Origin of the sequence: Pseudomonas profundi (genome assembly GCF_008638305.1) — a bacterium.
GTDB lineage: Bacteria > Pseudomonadota > Gammaproteobacteria > Pseudomonadales > Pseudomonadaceae > Halopseudomonas > Halopseudomonas profundi.
Genome location: NZ_VTPZ01000006.1, coordinates 54,163 through 74,510 on the forward strand (window position 1 = coordinate 54,163; position 20,348 = coordinate 74,510).

General features: G+C 57.6%; 19 protein-coding genes. 14 read left to right on the plus strand and 5 right to left on the minus strand.

The window, feature by feature from the left end; all coding sequences use genetic code 11:
* Positions 1–181 precede the first annotated feature (181 nt).
* Positions 182–976, plus strand: coding sequence for a tRNA cyclic N6-threonylcarbamoyladenosine(37) synthase TcdA (gene tcdA / locus FZE95_RS09670; protein ID WP_150300678.1), 795 nt, complete (start codon positions 182–184; stop codon positions 974–976).
* 74 nt (positions 977–1,050) lie between these two features.
* On the opposite strand, the gene dapD is transcribed toward tcdA, so the two are convergent.
* From dapD to map, 5 genes are all read right to left on the minus strand, one after another.
* Complete coding sequence (gene dapD / locus FZE95_RS09675; RefSeq protein ID WP_150300679.1) at positions 1,051–2,085, minus strand: 2,3,4,5-tetrahydropyridine-2,6-dicarboxylate N-succinyltransferase; 1,035 nt, start codon at positions 2,083–2,085, stop codon at positions 1,051–1,053.
* Between the two features lie 31 nt (positions 2,086–2,116).
* Positions 2,117–2,494 carry an ArsC family reductase gene (locus FZE95_RS09680; RefSeq protein WP_223825021.1) on the minus strand — a complete coding sequence of 126 codons (378 nt, stop codon included), beginning with the start codon at positions 2,492–2,494 and terminating at the stop codon, positions 2,117–2,119.
* Positions 2,495–2,577: 83 nt separating this feature from the next.
* On the minus strand, positions 2,578–3,774 hold the full coding sequence (dapC, locus tag FZE95_RS09685; RefSeq protein WP_150300681.1) for a succinyldiaminopimelate transaminase: 1,197 nt from the start codon (positions 3,772–3,774) through the stop codon (positions 2,578–2,580).
* A gap of 10 nt (positions 3,775–3,784) precedes the next feature.
* Entirely contained in the window at positions 3,785–6,487 is a 2,703-nt protein-coding gene (locus FZE95_RS09690; protein ID WP_263398685.1) for a [protein-PII] uridylyltransferase, read from the minus strand.
* Between the two features lie 29 nt (positions 6,488–6,516).
* Positions 6,517–7,305 carry a type I methionyl aminopeptidase gene (gene map, locus FZE95_RS09695; protein WP_150300683.1) on the minus strand — a complete coding sequence of 263 codons (789 nt, stop codon included), beginning with the start codon at positions 7,303–7,305 and terminating at the stop codon, positions 6,517–6,519.
* A 302-nt stretch (positions 7,306–7,607) separates the two neighbouring features.
* Between map and rpsB the strand changes: the two genes are divergently transcribed.
* The 13 genes from rpsB to lpxA all read left to right on the plus strand — a co-directional run bounded on the left by rpsB (position 7,608) and on the right by lpxA (position 20,346).
* Positions 7,608–8,351 (plus strand): 30S ribosomal protein S2, encoded by a 744-nt coding sequence (gene rpsB, locus FZE95_RS09700; protein ID WP_150300684.1) that lies wholly within the window; start codon positions 7,608–7,610, stop codon positions 8,349–8,351.
* A gap of 137 nt (positions 8,352–8,488) precedes the next feature.
* Complete coding sequence (tsf, locus tag FZE95_RS09705; RefSeq protein WP_150300685.1) at positions 8,489–9,358, plus strand: translation elongation factor Ts; 870 nt, start codon at positions 8,489–8,491, stop codon at positions 9,356–9,358.
* Positions 9,359–9,568: 210 nt separating this feature from the next.
* Complete coding sequence (pyrH, locus tag FZE95_RS09710) at positions 9,569–10,303, plus strand: UMP kinase (protein ID WP_150300686.1); 735 nt, start codon at positions 9,569–9,571, stop codon at positions 10,301–10,303.
* A 2-nt stretch (positions 10,304–10,305) separates the two neighbouring features.
* Entirely contained in the window at positions 10,306–10,863 is a 558-nt protein-coding gene (frr, locus tag FZE95_RS09715) for a ribosome recycling factor (protein ID WP_150300687.1), read from the plus strand.
* A gap of 22 nt (positions 10,864–10,885) precedes the next feature.
* On the plus strand, positions 10,886–11,641 hold the full coding sequence (gene uppS / locus FZE95_RS09720; protein ID WP_150300688.1) for a polyprenyl diphosphate synthase: 756 nt from the start codon (positions 10,886–10,888) through the stop codon (positions 11,639–11,641).
* Positions 11,641–12,456 (plus strand): phosphatidate cytidylyltransferase, encoded by an 816-nt coding sequence (locus FZE95_RS09725; protein ID WP_150300689.1) that lies wholly within the window; start codon positions 11,641–11,643, stop codon positions 12,454–12,456. The genes uppS and FZE95_RS09725 overlap by 1 nt, the downstream gene beginning before the upstream one ends.
* Positions 12,453–13,637, plus strand: a complete 1,185-nt coding sequence (gene ispC, locus FZE95_RS09730; protein WP_150300690.1) for a 1-deoxy-D-xylulose-5-phosphate reductoisomerase — start codon at positions 12,453–12,455, stop codon at positions 13,635–13,637. Before FZE95_RS09725 ends, ispC begins: the two co-directional genes overlap by 4 nt.
* A gap of 43 nt (positions 13,638–13,680) precedes the next feature.
* Positions 13,681–15,042 carry a sigma E protease regulator RseP gene (gene rseP, locus FZE95_RS09735; protein WP_150300691.1) on the plus strand — a complete coding sequence of 454 codons (1,362 nt, stop codon included), beginning with the start codon at positions 13,681–13,683 and terminating at the stop codon, positions 15,040–15,042.
* A 94-nt stretch (positions 15,043–15,136) separates the two neighbouring features.
* Positions 15,137–17,494, plus strand: a complete 2,358-nt coding sequence (gene bamA / locus FZE95_RS09740) for an outer membrane protein assembly factor BamA (RefSeq protein WP_150300692.1) — start codon at positions 15,137–15,139, stop codon at positions 17,492–17,494.
* 36 nt (positions 17,495–17,530) lie between these two features.
* Entirely contained in the window at positions 17,531–18,031 is a 501-nt protein-coding gene (locus FZE95_RS09745; RefSeq protein ID WP_150300693.1) for an OmpH family outer membrane protein, read from the plus strand.
* Between the two features lie 7 nt (positions 18,032–18,038).
* Entirely contained in the window at positions 18,039–19,091 is a 1,053-nt protein-coding gene (lpxD, locus tag FZE95_RS09750) for a UDP-3-O-(3-hydroxymyristoyl)glucosamine N-acyltransferase (RefSeq protein ID WP_397387125.1), read from the plus strand.
* 44 nt (positions 19,092–19,135) lie between these two features.
* The gene (gene fabZ, locus FZE95_RS09755) at positions 19,136–19,573 is read left to right on the plus strand and encodes a 3-hydroxyacyl-ACP dehydratase FabZ (protein ID WP_150300695.1); all 438 of its coding nucleotides are present in this window, start codon (positions 19,136–19,138) and stop codon (positions 19,571–19,573) included.
* Complete coding sequence (gene lpxA / locus FZE95_RS09760; RefSeq protein ID WP_150300696.1) at positions 19,570–20,346, plus strand: acyl-ACP--UDP-N-acetylglucosamine O-acyltransferase; 777 nt, start codon at positions 19,570–19,572, stop codon at positions 20,344–20,346. Before fabZ ends, lpxA begins: the two co-directional genes overlap by 4 nt.
* The last annotated feature ends 2 nt before the right edge of the window (positions 20,347–20,348 follow it).

A 20,348-nucleotide genomic window follows, 5' to 3' on the forward strand; every position in this document is an offset into this window, starting at 1 on the left:
ACTCTCGGAAAAGAACGACAGGATACAGGACGTCGAGTGCAAAGCAGAATCGGCGTTATGGCAGTGTAGCGAGCTTTGTCGAACAAGCGGCTACAGCACCTGTATCTGCATGCAGGCTGATGCCATGTCCTGGCAGCCAGGTCGCTGCGTTATACTTCGCGAAGTTGATGATGAGGTGTGCATGAGTACAGATGATCCCCGTTTCGGTGGTATTGCCCGGCTTTATGGTAACGAGGGCCTGGCGCGTCTGCGTGACAGCCATGTGGCTATCGTGGGCATCGGGGGCGTGGGCTCCTGGGCAGCCGAAGCGTTAGCCCGCACAGGTATCGGACGGATCACGCTGATTGATCTCGATGAGGTGTGCCAGACCAATACCAACCGGCAATTGCCGGCCCTGGAAGGACAGATCGGCCGTCCCAAGGTTGATGTAATGGCCGAACGTTTGCGCGCGATCAATCCCGATTGTCAGGTCAGCGCGATCATGGATTTTGTGACTGAAAGCACCTTGCCGCAGTACATCACCGACGAGCTGGATGCGGTGGCCGATTGCATTGATAGCGTCAACTCCAAGGTGGCGCTGATTGCCTGGTGTCGACGCAGGCGCATTCCTATCGTCACGGCCGGCGGGGCAGCCGGGCAAATCGACCCGACCCAGATCAAGGTGGCGGATCTGTCAAAAACCACCAATGACCCGCTCGCTGCCAAGGCGCGCTCGCAGTTGCGGCGCAACCATAATTTCCCCAGGGCTGACAGCAAACGCAGCTTTGGCGTGCCCTGTGTCTATTCAACCGAACAGTTGCGCTATCCCTCGTCTGACGGCGGGGTATGCAGGCAGAAAACCTTCAACGGGGAGACGGTCAAGCTCGATTGCGAGGGGGGGATAGGTGCTGTCTCGATGGTCACCGGGGCCTTCGGCTTGAACGTTTCGGCAAAAATCGTCGAGAGGTTACTGCGCGGCGTCAAGCTGGACGTATAGCGGGGAGCGAAGGTAGCAGCGACGCTCAAGAAATGACCAGACGCCCGGCTCGACAGAGCGTCTGGCTTTCAGGCTCAGTTATGCGCGTGCAGCATATCGTTGAGCTGGATGGCGCTCTTGTTGGTTTTGCATTCAATGGCACCGGTCTGCGAGTTGCGACGGAACAGCAGATCCGTCTGGTTCGCCAGGTCACGGGCCTTGACGGTTTCCACCAGATTGTCCGCATCGTCCAGCAAAGCGACCTTGATGCCCGCAGTGATGTACAGGCCTGCCTCGACGGTGCAGCGATCGCCCAGCGGAATACCGATACCGGCATTGGCGCCGATCAGGCAGCCTTCGCCAACAGAGATCACGATGTTGCCGCCACCGGACAGGGTGCCCATGGTGGAGCAACCGCCGCCCAGGTCCGAACCCTTGCCAACGAACACGCCAGCGGAGATTCGTCCTTCGACCATGCTGGTGCCGGCTGTCCCACCGTTGAAGTTGATGAAGCCTTCATGCATGACCGTGGTGCCTTCGCCGACATAGGCGCCCAGGCGCACCCGTGCGGTATCGGCAATGCGAACTCCGCTGGGCACGACGTACTCGGTCATCGACGGGAACTTGTCGATGCTGTGTACATTCAGGGTTTCACCTTTCAAACGGGCTGCGAGCTGCCGCTGGGGCAGTTCATTGACATCAATGGCGCCCTGGTTGGTCCAGGCCACGTTGGGCAGCAGCGGGAAGATGCCCGCCAACACTACACCGTGCGGCTTGACCAGACGGTGCGAGAGCAGATGCAGCTTCAGGTACGCCTCAGGCGTTGAAGAGGGCGCTTCGTCAGTTGCCAGGATGGTTGCTACCAACGGCTTGTTGCTGCTGGTCAACTGAGCGACAAGGGCGCCCGTTTCGGCGAAGCCGGCGGCTTCAATGGCTTTGCCCAGCGTTTCGCACTGGCTCGGAGAAACGGCTATCGCCTGATTGCCGCCTTCGTAGCCGAGCTGCTCAGCCCATACCTTCAGCAGCGCGCTGTCGGGATTGAGCAGGGGCTGGGGGTAGAACACTTCCAGCCAGTCACCTGCGCTGTTCTGGGTTCCAATGCCGAAGGCCAGGCTGAAACATTCGCTCATGGGGGGTATTCCTTTGCATGGTTCGTGGAGATCAATCGAAAGCGCGTGCGTAGAGCTCGGGCTTGAAGCCCACCAGGCGTTTCGAGCCGATATCGAGTACCGGTCTCTTGATCATTGAAGGGTTGGCCTGCATCAGAGCAACAGCCTTATGGGTATCTATGTCCTGCTTGTCTGCGTCGGCAAGCTTGCGGAAGGTGGTGCCTTGACGATTGAGAATCTTTTCCCAGCCATGCTCGCTGCACCAGGCCTCAAGTCGCCCGGCGTCGATGCCTTCCTTCTTGTAGTCATGGAAGCGGTAAGCAATGCCCTGCTCGTCGAGCCAGGTACGGGCTTTCTTCATGGTGTCGCAAGCCTTGATGCCGTACAGGCAAACCGGGCTGGCGTCACTGCTGGATAGTTCGTCAGACACGGGCGTCTCCATAAAGGCCGGGGCCAAAAAACGAGGGCCGGATTATGCCACGTCGGTGCTGCGGCTGTCAGGCGGCGCGCAACTCAGAGACTCTCAACGAAGCGCCGGATGCGTTGCGCAGCCTCGATGCAGTCGGCCAGCGGTGCGACCAGGGCCATGCGTACGCGTCCGGCACCAGGGTTATACCCGTCCACATCACGTGACAGATAGCGGCCCGGTACCACCGATACGTTTTGCTCGGCGAGCAAGCGGCGGGTGAAGCTTTCATCATCCATCGGTGTCTTCGGCCAGAGATAGAAACCCGCGTCCGGGCGTTGTATCTCGAGCACGTCGCCGAGAATATCCAGCACCGCGTCGAACTTGGCCTGGTATTGCTCGCGGTTGTCCTGCACGTGCTGCTCGTCTTGCCAGGCGGCAATGCTCGCCAGCTGCGTTTGCACCGGCATGGCGCAGCCATGATAAGTCCGGTAGGTCAGGTAGGGCTTGAGCAAGCCTGCATCCCCGGCAACGAAGCCCGAACGCAGGCCAGGCAGGTTGGAGCGTTTGGACAGACTGTGGAATACCACGCAGCGGGCGAAGTCATCCCGGCCCATCTCGGCGCAGGCCTGGAGCAGGCCGACCGGAGCCGGCTGGCCGGGTGCGTAGATTTCGCTGTAGCACTCATCCGACGCGATGATGAAGTCGTATTGATCAGCCAGGCGGATCAGTTGCTGCAGTGTTTCCAGCGCTATTACCGCTCCGGTAGGGTTGCCCGGCGTGCAGATGAACAGCAGCTGGCAGCGCTGCCACACGTCTGCGGGAACGGCGGTGAAATCGGGCACAAAGTGATTGGAGGCATCACACGCCAGATAGTGCGGTTCTACTCCGGCCAAAAACGCTGCGCCTTCGTAGATCTGATAAAAGGGATTCGGGCTGACTACCAGGCCCTGCGGGTCACGCTTGACGGCGGCCTGGGTAAAGGAAAACAACGCTTCGCGGGTGCCATTCACCGGAATCACATTGGCGTCGGGGTTCAGGCTGCCAGCCGGCAGGCCGAAGCGGCGGCTCAGCCAATCGGCGATTGATGTACGCAGCTCCGGCGTCCCGGCAGTGGTCGGGTATATCGCCGCCTTGTCGAGATTCTGACTCAGCGCGTCCAGCACAAACCGGGGCGAGGCATGCTTGGGCTCGCCAATCGACAATGCAATCGGGCGCAGCTCCGGATTGGGTACGACGTCGGCGATTAACGCACGCAACTTTTCAAACGGGTAGGGTTGCAGGCGTTGCAGATCGGTATTCATCCGGCGGTCCTCAATGCCCGGTCGCGATATCACGCGAGCGGCTGGTATCTGGTTGTTGGGTATTGCCCAGGGTTTCGACAATAGTGGACTGCAAGCGCGCGCACAGATCGGGGTCCGATAGTGGCTCGTTGTTCGCGTCGGTGAGAACGAATACGTCGTCCACACGCTCACCCAGGGTCACGATCTTGGCGTTCTGCACGCTGATATCGAAGTCCAGGAAAATCTTGCCCATCCGCGCCAACAAGCCGGGGCGGTCAGGTGCGCTGAGCTCGAGAATCGTGTGTTGGCCCCCGTGATCATTGAAGATGGTGACCTCGGGGGGGAAGGCAAAATGCTTCAGCTGACGCGCGACGCGGCGCTGGATGATGGACGGATAGGAATCAGGATCAGACAGAGCCTCGACCAGGCCGCGTTTGATCTGTCGGACGCGCTCAGGATTATCGCCGATGGATTCGCCATCGGCGTCCAGGACAATGTAGTTGTCCAGGCTGAAACGCCCCGTCGAGGTAATGACCCGGGCATCCTGAATGCTCAGATTAAGCTGGTCCATCGCGGCAACCGTCGCTGCAAACAGGTCGTTCTGTTCGGGCGTATAGATGAAGATCTGGGTAGCCCCTTCAAATTCGCGCTGAGCGGTTTCCTTGATCAGGACCAGCGGTACATGCTTGTCAGCATGCTGGGCGATGGCCTCCGTGTGCCAGGCGATATCGTTGGCGGTATGACGAAGGAAGTAATCCTCTCCCAGATATTCCCAGAGCGCCTCGACGTCTTCTTCGTCTATGCCGCTGCGCACCAGAATGTCCAGTGCGGCCTGCTGAGTCTGATGGATATGCTCGTCGCGGTTGGGTGGGTTTTCCAGCCCGCGGCGCAGTGCGCGCTTGGTTTCGGTATACAGCTGGCGCAGCAGGGAGGCGCGCCACGAATTCCACAGGGTCGGGTTGGTGGCATTGATGTCGGCGATGGTCAATACGTACAGATAATCCAGGCGTACCTGATTGCCCACGCGCAGCGCGAAATCGTGAATGATCTGCGGGTCGGAAATGTCCTTGCGCTGCGCCGTGGTGGACATCAGCAGGTGATTGCCCACCAGCCAGCTGACCAGATGGGTGTCCCAGGCCGGCAGCTTGTGACGCTTGCAGAAGATCTCCGCATCCACCGCGCCCAACTCGGAGTGGTCGCCACCCCGGCCTTTGGCGATATCGTGATACAGGCCGGCCATATACAGCAGGTCCGGTTTGGGCAGGCGGTTGAATATGCGCCATGCCAGCGGGTACTTCTCCTGATAGTCGGCATAACCGAGCTTGCGCAAATGCTTGATCAGGTTGAGCGTATGGGCATCGACCGTATAGATATGGAAAAGATCGTGCTGCATCTGCCCGACAATCTTGCCAAATTCCGGCAGGTAGCGGCCCAGGATGCCGTAGCGATTCATTCGCCGCAGGTTGCGGTGGATCCCTTGCCGGCAACGCAGCAGCTCGATGAACAGACTGGTGTTCTGAATATCGTTGCGAAAGTCATCATCAATAAGATGCCGGTGGTCGCGCAACAGGCGGATGGTCCCGGCGCGTACTCCCCGGATTTCGACGTGCTGGGCCATCAGCAGGAAAATTTCCAGCAGCGCGGAGGGTGTGCGTTTGAATACCTGCTCGTCAGTCACTTCAATGTAATGATCGCGGATCCGGAAGCGAGCATTGAGCGGGGTGATGTCCGCGGCTTCGGCATCACGCAGAAGGATTTCCTCGAAGTGTTGCATCAGCAGGTCATTCAGCTGCGACAGGGACATCACCACCCTAAAGTAGCGCTGCATGAAGCTTTCAACGCCGAGTTTGGTGTCGTTATCCTCATAACCCAGCAACCTCGCGAGGGCGCGCTGATGGTCGAACAGCAGGCGGTCTTCTGCACGGCCAGCCAGATGGTGCAGGGCGAAGCGTACCTTCCACAGGAAGGCCTGGCCGGATGCCAAAATCTGATACTCCGATTCATTGACGAAACCGCGATCAACCAGTTGGCGCAGATCGCTGGTGCCGAAGTGCCGCAACGCCACCCAGCCGATGGTCTGGATGTCCCGCAGCCCGCCAGGGGAGCCCTTGACGTTGGGCTCGAGGTTATATTCAGTGTCGTTGAACTTGGCGTGGCGCGCCTGCTGCTCCGCCCGCTTGGCACGGAAGAACTCAGCGTCGCTCCACATTTTATCGGTGCCAATGTTGGCGATCATCGCCTGACGCAGGTCCTCGCCGCCGGCAAGGGTGCGCGACTCCATCAGGTTGGTAATGACGGTAATATCGGCACGTGCCTCTTCCTGGCACTGAGTAACCGAACGCACACTCTGACCTACTTCCAGACCGATATCCCAGAGCAGCATCAGAAACTGTTCGATGGAGTCACGGTAGGCGTCTGCATTGTCGTCACGCAGCAGAATCAGCAGGTCGATATCGGAATGGGGGTGCAGCTCACCGCGACCATAGCCGCCCACGGCCAGCAGCGCGATATTCGGATCCTGCGCGCAGGCGAGTCGACTCCAGGCCTGGGTGAGTATCTGGTCGGTAAACCAGGCCCGGTCATGCACCAGCTTGCGGATGTCGCGGCCGCCATTGAAGCGCACCTTGAGGATGTGGTCAGCATGCTTGATGGCTTTCTTGAAGGCAGCCACAGGGCTGCTCTTCAAGGCCAGCTCAGCCTGAAACTGGCCCCGGTCGAAAAGTTCGTGATCCACGGTAATATCCTCGGTATGGCGTGTGCCGGTTACCTGAAGCTTTCTTCCCCGCGCAGGGTGAGCACTTCATAGCCGTCGGCGGTAACCAGTACAGTGTGTTCCCACTGCATGGACATCTTGCGGTCCTTGGTGATGGCGGTCCAGCCATCGCCGAGCAGGCGGGTTTCGGCGCGGCCCTGATTGATCATCGGCTCGATGGTGAAAATCATACCTTCTTTCAATTCGATGCCGGTGCCGGCGCGGCCATAATGCAGCACCTGGGGCTCCTCGTGGAATACCTTGCCAATGCCATGACCACAATATTCACGCACGACACTGTAGTGGTTGGCGTGCGCATGGGTCTGGATCACATGCCCGATATCTCCCAGGCGAGCACCGGGGCGGACCACCGAAATACCTTTATACATACACTCCTGTGTCACCCTGGCGAGCCGCTCCATCCATTCGGGTACGTCACCGACCAGAAACATCTTGCTGGTGTCGCCGTGGTAACCATCCTTGATAACAGTGACATCGATATTGAGCGCGTCGCCACTCTTTAACGGTTTTTCGTTCGGGATGCCATGACAGACCACGTGGTTGATCGAGGTGCATATGGACTTGGGGAAAGGGATCCGGTCGGGAGCGCCGCCGTAGTTCAAAGGTGCAGGGATGGCCTTCTGCACGTTGACGATGTGGTCGTGACAGATACGGTCCAGCTCCTCCGTTGTGACGCCCGGTTTGACATGCTCACCGATCATCTCCAGTACTTCAGCGGCCAGCCGACCAGCGATGCGCATGCCGGCGATATCTTCCGGAGTCTTGATGGTAACTGTCATGATTGGGCTCTCTCGTTTACGACGCCTGAACTGGCGTAGGGGCTGAACAAGCCACACAGTTTACCAGACATGCCAGGGTGTGTTCATCAGCCATGCCTGGAGCCGCGGAGGTGACCGTCCGGCAACTTCTTATTTCCGCAGCCCTCTCGATATGGTATAAAGCGCCGCGCCTGAGAGAACGCAGCTATCTTGCACCAGGCGAAAACTGAAACCGCACACGTATCGACACATTGTCCTGGGTGCCCTCCGGGGTTGGACTATGGGATACGTGGAGGCTCAACCCGATATATATTGGAGCTGTCATGACTCAAGTATCAATGCGCGATATGCTGAAGGCCGGTGCGCACTTCGGCCACCAGACCCGTTACTGGAACCCGAAGATGGGCAAGTATATCTTCGGCGCTCGCAACAAGATTCACATCATCAACCTTGAAAAAACCATGCCGCTGTTTCACGACGCTCTGAGCTTCGTAGAAAAGCTGGCTTCCGGTAAGAACAAGCTGCTGTTCGTTGGTACCAAGCGCGCTGCCAGCAAGATCATTGCTGAAGAAGCCACCCGTGCCGGCATGCCCTATGTCGATCACCGCTGGTTGGGCGGCATGCTCACCAACTACAAGACCATCCGTGCTTCCATCAAGCGTCTGCGTGATCTTGAAGTGCAGTCTCAGGACGGTACTTTTACCAAGCTGACCAAGAAAGAAGCGCTGATGCGCACTCGCGATCTGGAAAAGCTGGATCGTGGTCTGGGCGGTATCAAGGATATGGGCGGCCTGCCCGACGCCATGTTCGTTATCGACGTTGAGCACGAGCGCATTGCTATCACCGAAGCCAACAAGCTGGGTATCCCGGTTATCGGCATCGTCGATACCAACAGCAGCCCGGACGGCATCGATTACGTCATTCCCGGCAACGACGACGCTATCCGTGCGATCCGTCTGTACGCAGCAGCCATGGCTGATGCAGTGCTGAGCGGCAAGAACAACACCGGCGGCGCCGATGAGTTCGTTGAAGAGTCCGCTCCTGCTGCTGAGGCACCTCAGGGCTAAGGGCTCACGGCTAGGTTCATGCCGTACTAAAAAGGGGGCTATGCCCCCTTTTTTGCCACATCTTTTTGCAACACTGATATGGCTGCCTGCGAATCTCCCGGGCAGCTAAAAATCAAGCAATTCAGAGGAATATCTCTATGACACAGATTACTGCAGCCATGGTTAAAGAACTGCGCGAGCGCACTGGCCAGGGCATGATGGATTGCAAAAAGGCACTCAACGCTGCCGGCGGCGATATCGAAAAAGCCATTGATGACATGCGTGCTGCCGGTTCGATCAAAGCTGCGAAAAAAGCAGGCAATATCGCTGCTGAAGGCGCTATCGCTGTCAAGGTCGCTGACGACAACAAGACTGCTGTGATCATCGAAGTAAACTCACAGACCGACTTTCTGGCGTTGCAGGATGACTTCAAAGGTTTTGTTAACGAGACTCTGGAGAAGGCCTTTGCTGCTGGTTACACCGATGCCACTCCGCTGATCGCTGATCAGGAAAGCGCGCGTGAAGCGCTGGTGGCCAAGACGGGCGAAAACGTCAATATCCGTCGTCTGACCCGCATTGAGGGCGACGTAATTGGCGCTTACCTGCACGGTCATCGTATCGGTGTTGTCGTCACCCTGAACGGTGGCACTGTTGAGCTGGCGCGCGACATCGCCATGCACGTAGCGGCCAGCAACCCACAGTTCCTCGATCCTTCCCAGGTTTCCGAGGAAGCGGTCGCCAAGGAAAAGGAAATATTCCTGGCACTGAACGCAGAGAAGATCGCCGGTAAGCCGGAAAATATCGTTGAGAACATGGTCAAAGGCCGGATCAACAAGTTCCTGTCCGAAGCCAGCCTGATCGACCAGCAGTTCGTCAAGGATCCTGAAGTCAAGGTGGGTGAGCTGGCCAAGAAAGCCGGTGCTGAGATTGTTTCCTTCGTTCGTTTCGAAGTAGGTGAAGGTATCGAGCGCGCCGAAGTTGACTTCGCTGCAGAGGTTGCGGCCCAGCTCGAAGCGTCCAAGAAGTAAGATCCGTGTCGTTTAACCGGCGCGCAGCAGTCGCTCTGACAGGGCGTCTGTAATATGGTTGATCAGAGGCTTCCCGCGTAGGCGGGAGGCCTCTTTTTTAGGAAACACTGAACAAGTAATCATCCCGAGTGTCTAGGGAGGCTGCTGAGCAGCGCTCCCATGGTGAGACTTGTTGAGTTTTTCTCCATCCCCACAGCAGGAGAGTCAAGCATGGCCCAGGTACCTAGCAGTCGCCAGCCCAAGTATAAAAGGATCCTTCTCAAACTCAGCGGTGAAGCGCTGATGGGCACTGAGGAGTTCGGTATTGATCCAAAGGTTCTGGATCGCATGGCCCTTGAAGTGGGGCAGCTGGTAGGTATTGGCGTCCAGGTTGGCCTGGTGATCGGTGGCGGTAACCTGTTCCGTGGCGCTGCGCTACATGCCGTTGGCATGGACCGCGTTACAGGTGACCACATGGGGATGCTGGCTACTGTCATGAACGGCCTGGCCATGCGTGACGCGCTGGAGCGCTCTAATATCCAGACCAGGGTAATGTCCGCCATTACCATGGAAGGGGTCACCGAGCACTACGATCGCCGCAAGGCCATGCGCTATCTTGCGGGTGGCGACGTGGTAATATTTTCCGCCGGTACCGGCAACCCCTTCTTCACTACGGACACTGCCGCCTGTTTGCGGGGCATCGAAGTGGATGCCGATGTGGTGCTCAAGGCCACCAAGGTTGACGGGGTATACAACGCTGATCCGATGAAAGACCCGAACGCCGAACGTTTCGACAAGCTGACCTATGACCAGGTCCTGGATCTCAAGCTGGGTGTGATGGATCTCACCGCCATTTGCCTGATCCGCGATCACAAGATGCCGTTACGGGTATTTAATATGAACAAGCCCGGCGCGCTGCTGAATGCAGTAGTGGGAAGCGCCGAGGGAACTCTGATCGAGGACTAGTAATGATCAATGAAATCAAGAAAGACGCGCAGGAGCGCATGAAGAAGTCGGTCGAATCGCTGGAGCATGCGTTTGCCAAGATTCGCACCGGTCGCGCTCATCCGAGCATTCTCGACACGGTAGTGGTCTCCTACTACGGAGCCGACACGCCGTTGCGCCAGGTTGCCAACGTGAACGTTGAAGATTCCCGGACCCTGGCGCTTACCGTGTTTGACCGGAGCATGATTCAGGCCGTTGAAAAGGCCATCATGACCTCTGACCTGGGCCTTAACCCGGCAACTGCAGGCACTACTATTCGTGTGCCGATGCCTGCCTTGACGGAAGAAACCCGCAAGGGCTACACCAAGCAGGCTCGCTCCGAGGCCGAGAATGCCCGGGTAGCCGTGCGAAATATCCGTCGCGATGCTCTGGGGCAGCTGAAGGATCTGCAGAAAGAAAAAGAAATCAGCGAGGACGAAGAGCGTCGTGCCGCTGATGAGGTGCAGAAGCTGACAGACAAATTCATCGCCGAGGTCGACAAGGCACTGGAAGCCAAGGAAGCGGATTTGATGGCCATCTAAGGTCCTCTTCCCACGTCATGACATGAAACAACAGACAGCTATCAGCCCTTCATCATCTGACAATCCGCGGCATGTTGCCATCATCATGGATGGCAACAATCGTTGGGCGCGCAAACGTTTTATGCCAGGGGTGGCCGGTCACAAGGCGGGCGTCGATGCCGTCCGCGCGGTGATCGAAGTATGTGCCGAAGAGGGTGTCGAGGTGCTTACCCTGTTTGCCTTTTCCAGTGAGAACTGGAGCCGCCCTGAAGAAGAAGTCGGCGCGCTGATGGAGCTGTTCCTGCGCGCGTTACGGCGGGAAGTGCGCAAGCTGAGTGACAACGGGATTCGCTTGCGCCTCATTGGTGATCGTTCCAGATTCTCGGCTGACCTTCAGAAGGCCATGGCAGATGCTGAGGCGCTCACAGCTGAGGGCCGTCGGATGACGCTGGTCGTCGCAGCAAACTACGGCGGCAAATGGGATATGACCCAGGCTGCGAAAGCGCTTGCCAGTGATGCGGCTGCCGGTCGGCTTGACGCCTCGGCGATCACTGAAGACGATTTTCAGGCGCGCTTGAGCACGGGGGAGTGGCCCCTCCCTGATCTGTGTATTCGTACCGGCGGTGAGCGACGCATCAGCAATTTCCTGTTGTGGCAGCTCGCTTATGCCGAACTGTACTTCTCCGATCTCTATTGGCCAGACTTCAAGCATGATGCCATGCGCGGCGCGTTGGCTGATTTCGCCGGCCGTCAACGCCGTTTTGGTAAAACCAGCGAACAAATAGTGGCGGAATCCTGATGCTGATGCAGCGTGTAATAACCGCAGTGATCCTTGCACCGCTGGCCATTGCCGGTTTTGTATTGCTGGATGGCGCCTGGTTTGCATTATTTGTTGGTGTGATTGTGACGCTTGCAGCCTGGGAATGGGCGCGGCTCGGTGGTGAAACGACTCAGAAAGGCCGCGTTATCTACGCTGTCGCAGTGGCGCTGTTGCTGGCTGGGCTGTACCGGGACGCCTGGCCTGCGCAATATGTCCTGCTGCCCGCGCTTGCCTGGTGGATAGTCGCTACGGTGCTGGTCATGCGTTATCCCAAGGGACGCGGTCTGTGGAGCGGGTCGATGATGTGCCAACTGTTCGGGTTGCTGGTGCTGCTTCCCGCCTGGTATGGCCTGGTGTGGCTCAAGGCGCAGGACAATGGATTATGGCTGATTCTGGCGACCATGATTCTGGTCTGGGGCGCGGATATTGGCGCCTATTTCGCGGGTAAGACTTGGGGTCGCCGCAAGCTACGTCCGGCAGTAAGTCCCGGTAAAACCCTTGAGGGGTTGTTGGGCGGTGTGCTCTTTACTCAGCTGCTGACGCTGATTGCCCTGATCTATCTGGGCTGGGATGTGGCGGCGGTGATGCTGGGACTTCTCGGTGCCTTGCTTGTGGTGTTGTTCTCTGTCGTCGGTGATCTGACTGAAAGCCTGTTCAAGCGTGAGCAGGGACTCAAGGACAGCAGCAATCTGCTCCCCGGCCATGGCGGTGTAATGGACAGGGTCGACAGTCTTACCGCAGCCATCCCGGTTTTCGCTCTGTACTGGCTGTTTATCGGGAGCACGCTGGGGTGAGGTCTACCTGGATCAGCGTATTAGGTGCTACCGGCTCGATCGGTGTCAGCACCCTCGACGTCATTGCTAGGCATTCTGACCGCTACAAGGTGTTTGCCCTGACCGGGCATAGCCGCATGCGTGAATTGGCCGAGCAATGCGTGACGCACCAGCCGCGTTACGCCGTTGTCGCTGATCAGACCCGGGCGCAAGCCTTGCAGGCCACGTTATCGGCCGCGGGGTCGCTGACCGAAGTACTGCACGGGGCTGAGTCGCTGGCCTGGGTCGCTGCGCATGAACAGACCGACGTCGTCATGGCTGCGATCGTCGGGGCTGCTGGCCTGCAACCGACGATGGCAGCGGCGCATGCTGGTAAAAAGGTTCTGCTGGCAAACAAGGAAGCGCTGGTCATGGCCGGCGCCCTGTTGATGGATGCTGTAAAGACGTCCGGCGCGCGGTTGTTGCCCATTGATAGTGAGCACAACGCCATATTCCAATGCATGCCCGAACGCTACCCGGATGGGCTTCAGCGGGTAGGTGTGCGGCGTATTCTGCTCACTGCTTCCGGCGGTCCGTTTCGTGATTTCAGCCGCGAGCAACTCGAAAGCGTTAGCCCGGAACAGGCCTGTGCTCATCCAAACTGGTCGATGGGCCAGAAGATTTCGGTGGACTCGGCGAGCATGATGAACAAGGGCCTGGAGCTGATCGAGGCCTGCTGGTTATTCGATGCGCGTCCGGCCCAGATCGAGATCGTTGTGCATCCGCAAAGTGTGGTGCACTCGCTGGTGGATTACGTTGATGGCTCGGTGCTGGCGCAGATGGGCAATCCTGATATGCGTACGCCCATTGCTCATGCGCTGGCCTGGCCTGAGCGGATCGACTCGGGTGTCAGCCCGCTTGATCTGCTCAGTGTCGCCCGGCTTGACTTCGAAGCGCCCGATCCAGAGCGCTTCCCTTGCCTTCGCCTGGCCAGGCAGGCTGCCGAAGCCGGCGGTACAGCCTGCGCCATTCTCAACGCGGCCAATGAGGTGGCGGTAGAAGCCTTTCTGGCGCGGCGCATTGGCTTTACCTCGATCCCTGTTATTATCGAGCACACCCTGAGTCGTCAGGCTTGCGAGCCGGTACGGGATCTCGAGCACGTTCTTCAGGCTGATCGTCTGGCGCGGCAACACGCAGCTGACTGGTTGGCGCTCAAAGATTGAACCGGAGCTGTCTGCGCGAGCGGACCTCCGAAAGAGGCGTTAAATGGATCTGCTTTTCACTCTGCTTGCTACCGTCGTAGCCCTCGGTCTCCTGGTAACCATTCATGAATATGGTCATTTCTGGGTAGCCCGGCGCTGTGGCGTCAAAGTGTTGCGGTTCTCCGTGGGCTTTGGCAGCGCACTGTTCCGTTGGCATGACAAGCGCGGTACCGAGTATGTCATCGCCGCGATACCGCTTGGCGGCTACGTGAAGATGCTTGATGAGCGCGAAGGCCCTGTTGATCCTGCCGAACTGGATCAAGCCTTCAACCGCAAGGATGTGAAACAGCGCATTGCGGTGGTTGCAGCCGGGCCAATTGCCAACTTCCTTCTGGCCATCGTTGCCTTCTGGTTGATTGCTGTATTCGGCGTGACAACTGTTGCGCCGGTTCTGGGTCCGGTTACGCCGGGCAGCGTTGCCGAACGCGCAGGCTTGAACGAGGGCCTGGAGGTCATCGAGATTGATGGGGTTAAAACCCGGAGCTGGCATGACGTGAATCTGCAGCTTATCCGTCGTCTGGGTGAAAGTGGACAACTGCAACTGCTCGGCAAAGAAGAGGGCAGCAGTGTTCCGCAGCGTTATACGCTGGAGCTGCAGGACTGGCTGCGCGGTGCAGATCAACCCGATCCGATCAGCGCGCTGGGGTTGACCAGCTGGCAGCCACAGATTACGCCGCGCCTGGGCGAGGTGAGCGAAGATGGCGCTGCCTACGCCGGTGGTCTGCGTAAAGGCGATCTGATCCTGGCGATCAATGGTCAGCCCGTGACTGACTGGGTGCGCGAGGTCGTTCCAGCGATTCAGGCCAGTGCCGGTGAGCCGTTGGTTTTTGAGGTGCAGCGAGATGCTGAAAGGCTGTCGATCGAGGTAGTCCCGGCAGTTCGTTCTGCCGAAGATCGGCAGGTCGGTTTCGTTGGCGCAGGTGTCGACGCCTTCGAATGGCCCGACCATATGGTCCGCACCATTGATTACAACCCTTTGATGGCTATCCCTGTCGCGGTCAACAAAACCTGGGATATGACGGTACTGACCCTCGATTCATTGAAGAAAATGGTTACCGGGCTGGTCTCGGCAAAAAACTTGAGTGGCCCGATAACCATTGCTAAAGTGGCGGGCGCTTCAGCCAAGTCCGGTCCGGAAAGCTTTCTGAGTTTCATCGCTTATCTGAGCATCAGTCTGGGGGTGTTGAACTTGCTGCCTATCCCCGTGCTGGATGGTGGGCATCTGGTTTATTACTCAGCCGAATGGATCAGGGGCAAGCCGCTGTCCGAGCGAATTCAGGCCTGGGGGTTGCAAATCGGCCTCACGCTGATCGTGGGTGTGATGGTCTTTGCCATTTATAACGACATCAGCCGACTGGGCGGATGACATGCAAGATGGCCTGGCACCGTAGTTTTAGTACAGCTACCCGAGCTGTCGTACGCGGCAGATATTATATAAACAGCTAGTCAGAACGGATTTCATGAAACGTTACCTATTGCCTGCGCTACTGATGACACTCCTGGCGCCGGAAGTTTTTGCCGATGCTTTCCGGATCTCCGATATTCGCGTCAATGGGTTGCAGCGTGTGTCTGCCGGCAGCGTTTTCGCTGCACTGCCCCTCAACATCGGCGATGAGGTCGATGATCCAGAGCTGGTTGATGCCTCACGCTCGCTTTTCCGTACTGGTTTCTTCGAAGACATCCGGCTCGGCCGCGATGGCGATGTGCTGGTTATTACCCTGGTCGAGCGTCCTTCCATCTCGTCCATCGAGCTCGAAGGTAACAAGGCGATCAAAAGCGAAGATCTGCTGAACGGTCTGACCATGGCCGGTCTCGCTGAAGGCGAGATTTTCCAGCAGGCAACGCTCGAGGGGGTACGTAATGAGCTGCTGCGTCAGTACGTAGCCCAGGGTCGCTATTCAGCCGATATCGAAACCGAAGTGATAGCCGAGCCGCGTAACCGTGTTTCACTGAAAATCATCGTCGATGAAGGTTCGGTGGCATCCATCAAGCACGTCAATATCGTCGGTAATAGTGTGTTTCCCACCGACGAGCTGGTAAATCTGTTCGAGCTGAGCGCCACCGGCTGGTTGTCGTTCTTCCGTAACGACGACAAGTATTCCCGGGAAAAACTCTCTGGTGATCTGGAGCGGCTGCGTTCCTACTATCTGGACCGCGGCTATATCAACATGAATGTCGCCTCGACCCAGGTCTCTATCACACCGGACAAGCAGAACGTCTATATCACCGTCAATATTGATGAAGGCGACCGTTACACTGTCGACGACGTCAAGTTGTCAGGCGACCTGGTTGTCGATGAAGAGGAAGTGCGCAAGCTGTTGCTGGTCGAGCCTGGTCAGGTGTTTTCCCGTCAGGTAATGACCGCCAGCTCCGACCTGATCAGCCGCAGGCTGGGCAATGAGGGTTACACCTTCGCCAACGTCAATGGCATTCCCGAGATCAACGAAGACGACCAGACCGTATCGGTTACCTTTGTCGTGGATCCGGGCAATCGCGCTTATGTAAACCGCATCAACTTCCGTGGCAACACCAAGACCGACGATGAAGTACTGCGGCGTGAAATGCGCCAGATGGAAGGTGGATGGGCTTCCACTCATTTGATTGATCAATCCAAGGTGCGTCTGGAACGCCTGGGGTTCTTCAAGGAAGTCGACGTTGAAACCGTTCCGGTGCCCGGTGCAGAAGATCTGATCGACGTGAACTACTCGGTAGAGGAACAACCCTCCGGCTCAATCACCGCCAGTGTCGGTTTCGCCCAGGGCACGGGTCTCATCCTTGGCGGCTCGATCAGCCAGAACAATTTCTTCGGCTCGGGTAACCGCGTCAGCTTCAGCGCCAACCGCTCGGAATATCAGTCTGCGCTGTCGTTTGGTTTCATGAACCCGTACTTCACCGCTGACGGTGTGAGCCTTGGCTACAACGCGTTCTACCGGACCACCGACTATGACGAGCTGAACTATGATTTCACCAGCTATGCGGTGGACTCATACGGTGGCGGCTTCAATATCGGTTATCCGATCAGCGATACCTCGCGCCTGTCTTTCGGCCTCAGTGCACAGAAGGATGACATCAAGGAAGGTATTTACACAGTGGAGGAGATCAGTCGGTTCCTCGATACCGAAGGCAACTCTTTCACCAACTTCAAGTTCAATGCGTCCTGGTCACAATCGACGCTGAATCGTGGCGTTTTTCCGGATCGCGGTTCATCCCAGTCGCTGGGTCTTGAAACCACGATCCCTGGCAGCGACCTGTCGTTCTACAAGCTTGATTACCGCGGCCAGAAATTCTTTCCCATGTCGGACAGCCTGACCCTGCGGTTACATACCAATCTGGGCTACGCGGAGAGCTATGGCTCCACCACGTTCGTGCCTTTCTATGAACATTACTATGCGGGGGGTATCGGTTCTGTACGGGGCTTCCGCGATAACTCGCTCGGCCCACGAAGCACGCCAAATAGCGCCGATCCAGACAAGGACCATTTGCCATTTGGTGGTAACGTGAAAATTACCGGGGGTGCCGAACTCATCTTCCCGGTGCCCTTTGTTGAAGATCAGCGCTCGCTGCGCACCGTGCTATTCCTCGATGCGGGTAACGTATTCGATACGAACTGTTCCACCACGAGCCTGCAGTACGAAGGCGGGACCGAGAACCCGGGTTGTGGCGATATTGATGCAGGCGAAATTCGTTACAGCGCTGGTGTCGGGCTTTCCTGGCTGACTGCGCTCGGTCCGCTAGGATTCAGTCTCGGTACGGCTCTCAACGATGAGTCTGGCGATGACACCCAGTTCTTCCAATTCACTTTGGGCCAGACATTCTAAGTCGGCTCGAACCAAGCATAATCAGGAGTAGGTCAAGTGCATAAGTTGATCAAAGTTGCAGTGCTTTCGGTCATGGCGTTAGCCTGTTTTCCGGCTATGGCAGAAATGAAGATCGCGGTGCTGGATTATCAGATGGCGCTGCTCGAATCGGATGATGCCAAGAAGTATTCAGCCGATGCCGAGAAGAAATTCGGCACGCAGCTCCAGCGTCTGCGTAATCTCGAGGCGGAAGCCAAGCGTTTGCAGGAGCGGATGCAGCGCGATGGCGAGAAGCTGAATCAGACCGAGCTGGAGAAGCTTGAGCTGGAATTTCGCCAGAAGGCCCGTGAATTCCAGACCCAGTCCAAGGAGCTGAATGAATCCAAGGCCTCGGCTGACCGTGAAATGCTCGATTCGCTCAAGCCGAAGCTGGACAAGGCTGTCGAGGATGTCCTCAATTCCGGTAACTACGATCTGGTCATTGACCGCAGCGCTGTAGTTGACGTCAAACCTGAATTTGACATCACCCGCCAGGTGATTGAACGCCTGAACCGCTGAGGCAATAATGACTGATGTCACTCTCGCGCGCCTGGCTGAAAAGCTTGGCGCGCGCCTGGTAGGAAACGGCGAAAAGGTTATCCACGGGCTGGCAACTCTGCAGGATGCCGGCCCGGGACAGCTGAGTTTTCTCGCCAATAGCCGTTACCGCAAAATGCTGGGTACAACCGGGGCCGAGGCCGTACTACTGAAAGAAGTTGACGCGGCGGACTACGCCGGTAATGCATTGGTTGTAGACGACCCCTACCTGGCTTACGCCCGTATATCCCATCACTTCGATCCCAAACCACGAAAGGCGCCCGGAATTCATCCGTCGGCCTTTGTTGCGGAGGATGCGCAGGTCGATCCTGGCGCTTCGATCGGCCCTGGGGCGGTGATCGATTCCGGTGCCGTTATTGGCGCAGGGGTCACTGTCGAAGCGCTCTGTTACGTGGGTGCTCGCAGCAGAATAGGGCAGGGCGGATGGCTGGGGCCACGGGTTACGCTGTATCACGACGTCATTGTTGGTGAACGGGTATCGATCCAGGGCGGCGCGGTAATTGGCTCTGAGGGGTTCGGCTTCGCCAATGAGAAAGGTCAGTGGCAGAAAATAGCCCAGATAGGCGGTGTGGTCATCGGTGACGATGTTGAAGTCGGTGCCAACACGACCATCGATCGTGGCGCATTGTCCAGCACCACCATTGGCAACGGGGTGAAGCTCGATAATCAGATTCAGATAGCGCACAACGTGCAGATCGGCGACCACACGGCTATTGCTGCCTGTGTAGGGATCTCCGGCAGCACACGGATCGGCAAGTATTGCACCATCGCTGGTGGTGTCGGAATGGTTGGCCACATCGAGATATGTGACAACGTTTTCATCAGTGGCATGACAATGGTGACCCGTTCGGTTACCGAGCCGGGTGCCTATTCCTCCGGCACTGCAATCCAGCCAGCAGCTGAATGGAGAAAGTGCGCCGCACGCTTCCGTCAGCTGGATACCATGTTCAAGCGTGTGCAGCAGCTTGAAAAAGAGCTGTCTGCAGTGACCCCAGGCGCTTCGGGTTCATCTGAATCCTGATCAGCGCGGACGCGCTCAATTTTCACTGCAAGGCATGCAAACCAATGGATATCAAAGAAATACGAGAATACCTGCCCCACCGCTACCCGTTTTTGCTGGTAGACCGGGTGGTGGAGCTGGATCTCGAGGCGAAAAAAATCCGTGCGTACAAGAATGTCTCGGTCAATGAACCCTTCTTCAATGGTCATTTTCCGCAGCACCCGATCATGCCCGGCGTGCTGATTATCGAGGCCATGGCTCAGGCGGCCGGCCTGCTCGGGTTCAAGATGATGAACGTAAAGAGCGACGAGGGAACCCTGTATTACTTCGTCGGTTCTGACAAGCTGCGCTTCCGTCAGCCTGTTGTACCGGGCGACCAGCTGGTGCTCGAAGCACAGCATCTGAGCAATCGCCGCGGCATCTGGAAGTTTGCCTGCCGTGCGACGGTGGACGGCAAGGAGGCCTGTTCAGGTGAAATCATTTGCGCGGAACACAAGGTATGACAGGTATTCACCCCCAGGCCATCGTCGATCCTGCTGCCAGGCTCGCTGATGACGTTGAGGTCGGACCCTGGACCTATATCGGACCAGACGTCGAAATAGGCGCCGGCACGGTTATTGGTTCACACGTTGTGATCAAGGGCCCAACGACCATCGGCAAGGCGAACCGGATATTCCAGTTCGCCTCTGTGGGTGAAGACTGTCAGGACAAGAAATACAACGGTGAGCCAACCCGTCTGGAAATCGGCGACCACAACGTCATCCGTGAGGGGTGCACATTGCATCGTGGCACCGTGCAGGACCAAGGTGTTACGCGCATCGGCAGTCATAATCTGCTGATGGCCTATGTGCACGTGGCGCACGATTGTGTAGTCGGCAATAACATCATCATGGCCAACAATGCGACTATCGCTGGCCATGTGCATGTGGGTGACGGGGTGATACTCGGCGGCTACACGACCGTTCACCAGTTCTGCCAGATCGGCGCCTGGTCGATGAGCGCCGCCAACAGCGCCGTATTCAAGGATATTCCTGCGTTCGTAATGGTGGGTGGCAATCCGGCGAATGCGCATGGCATGAATTTCGAAGGTATGCGTCGGCGCGGCTATCAGCCGGAGGTGGTCACGGCACTGCGACGCGCCTACAAGCAGGTATATCGGCAGGGTCTGACTTTGCAGGACGCGTTGAAAAACATAGAAGAAAGCGCCAATACCTTCCCTGAGGTCGCGCTCTACCGCGACTCCATCCTGGCGTCGACTCGCGGCATTACCCGCTGATC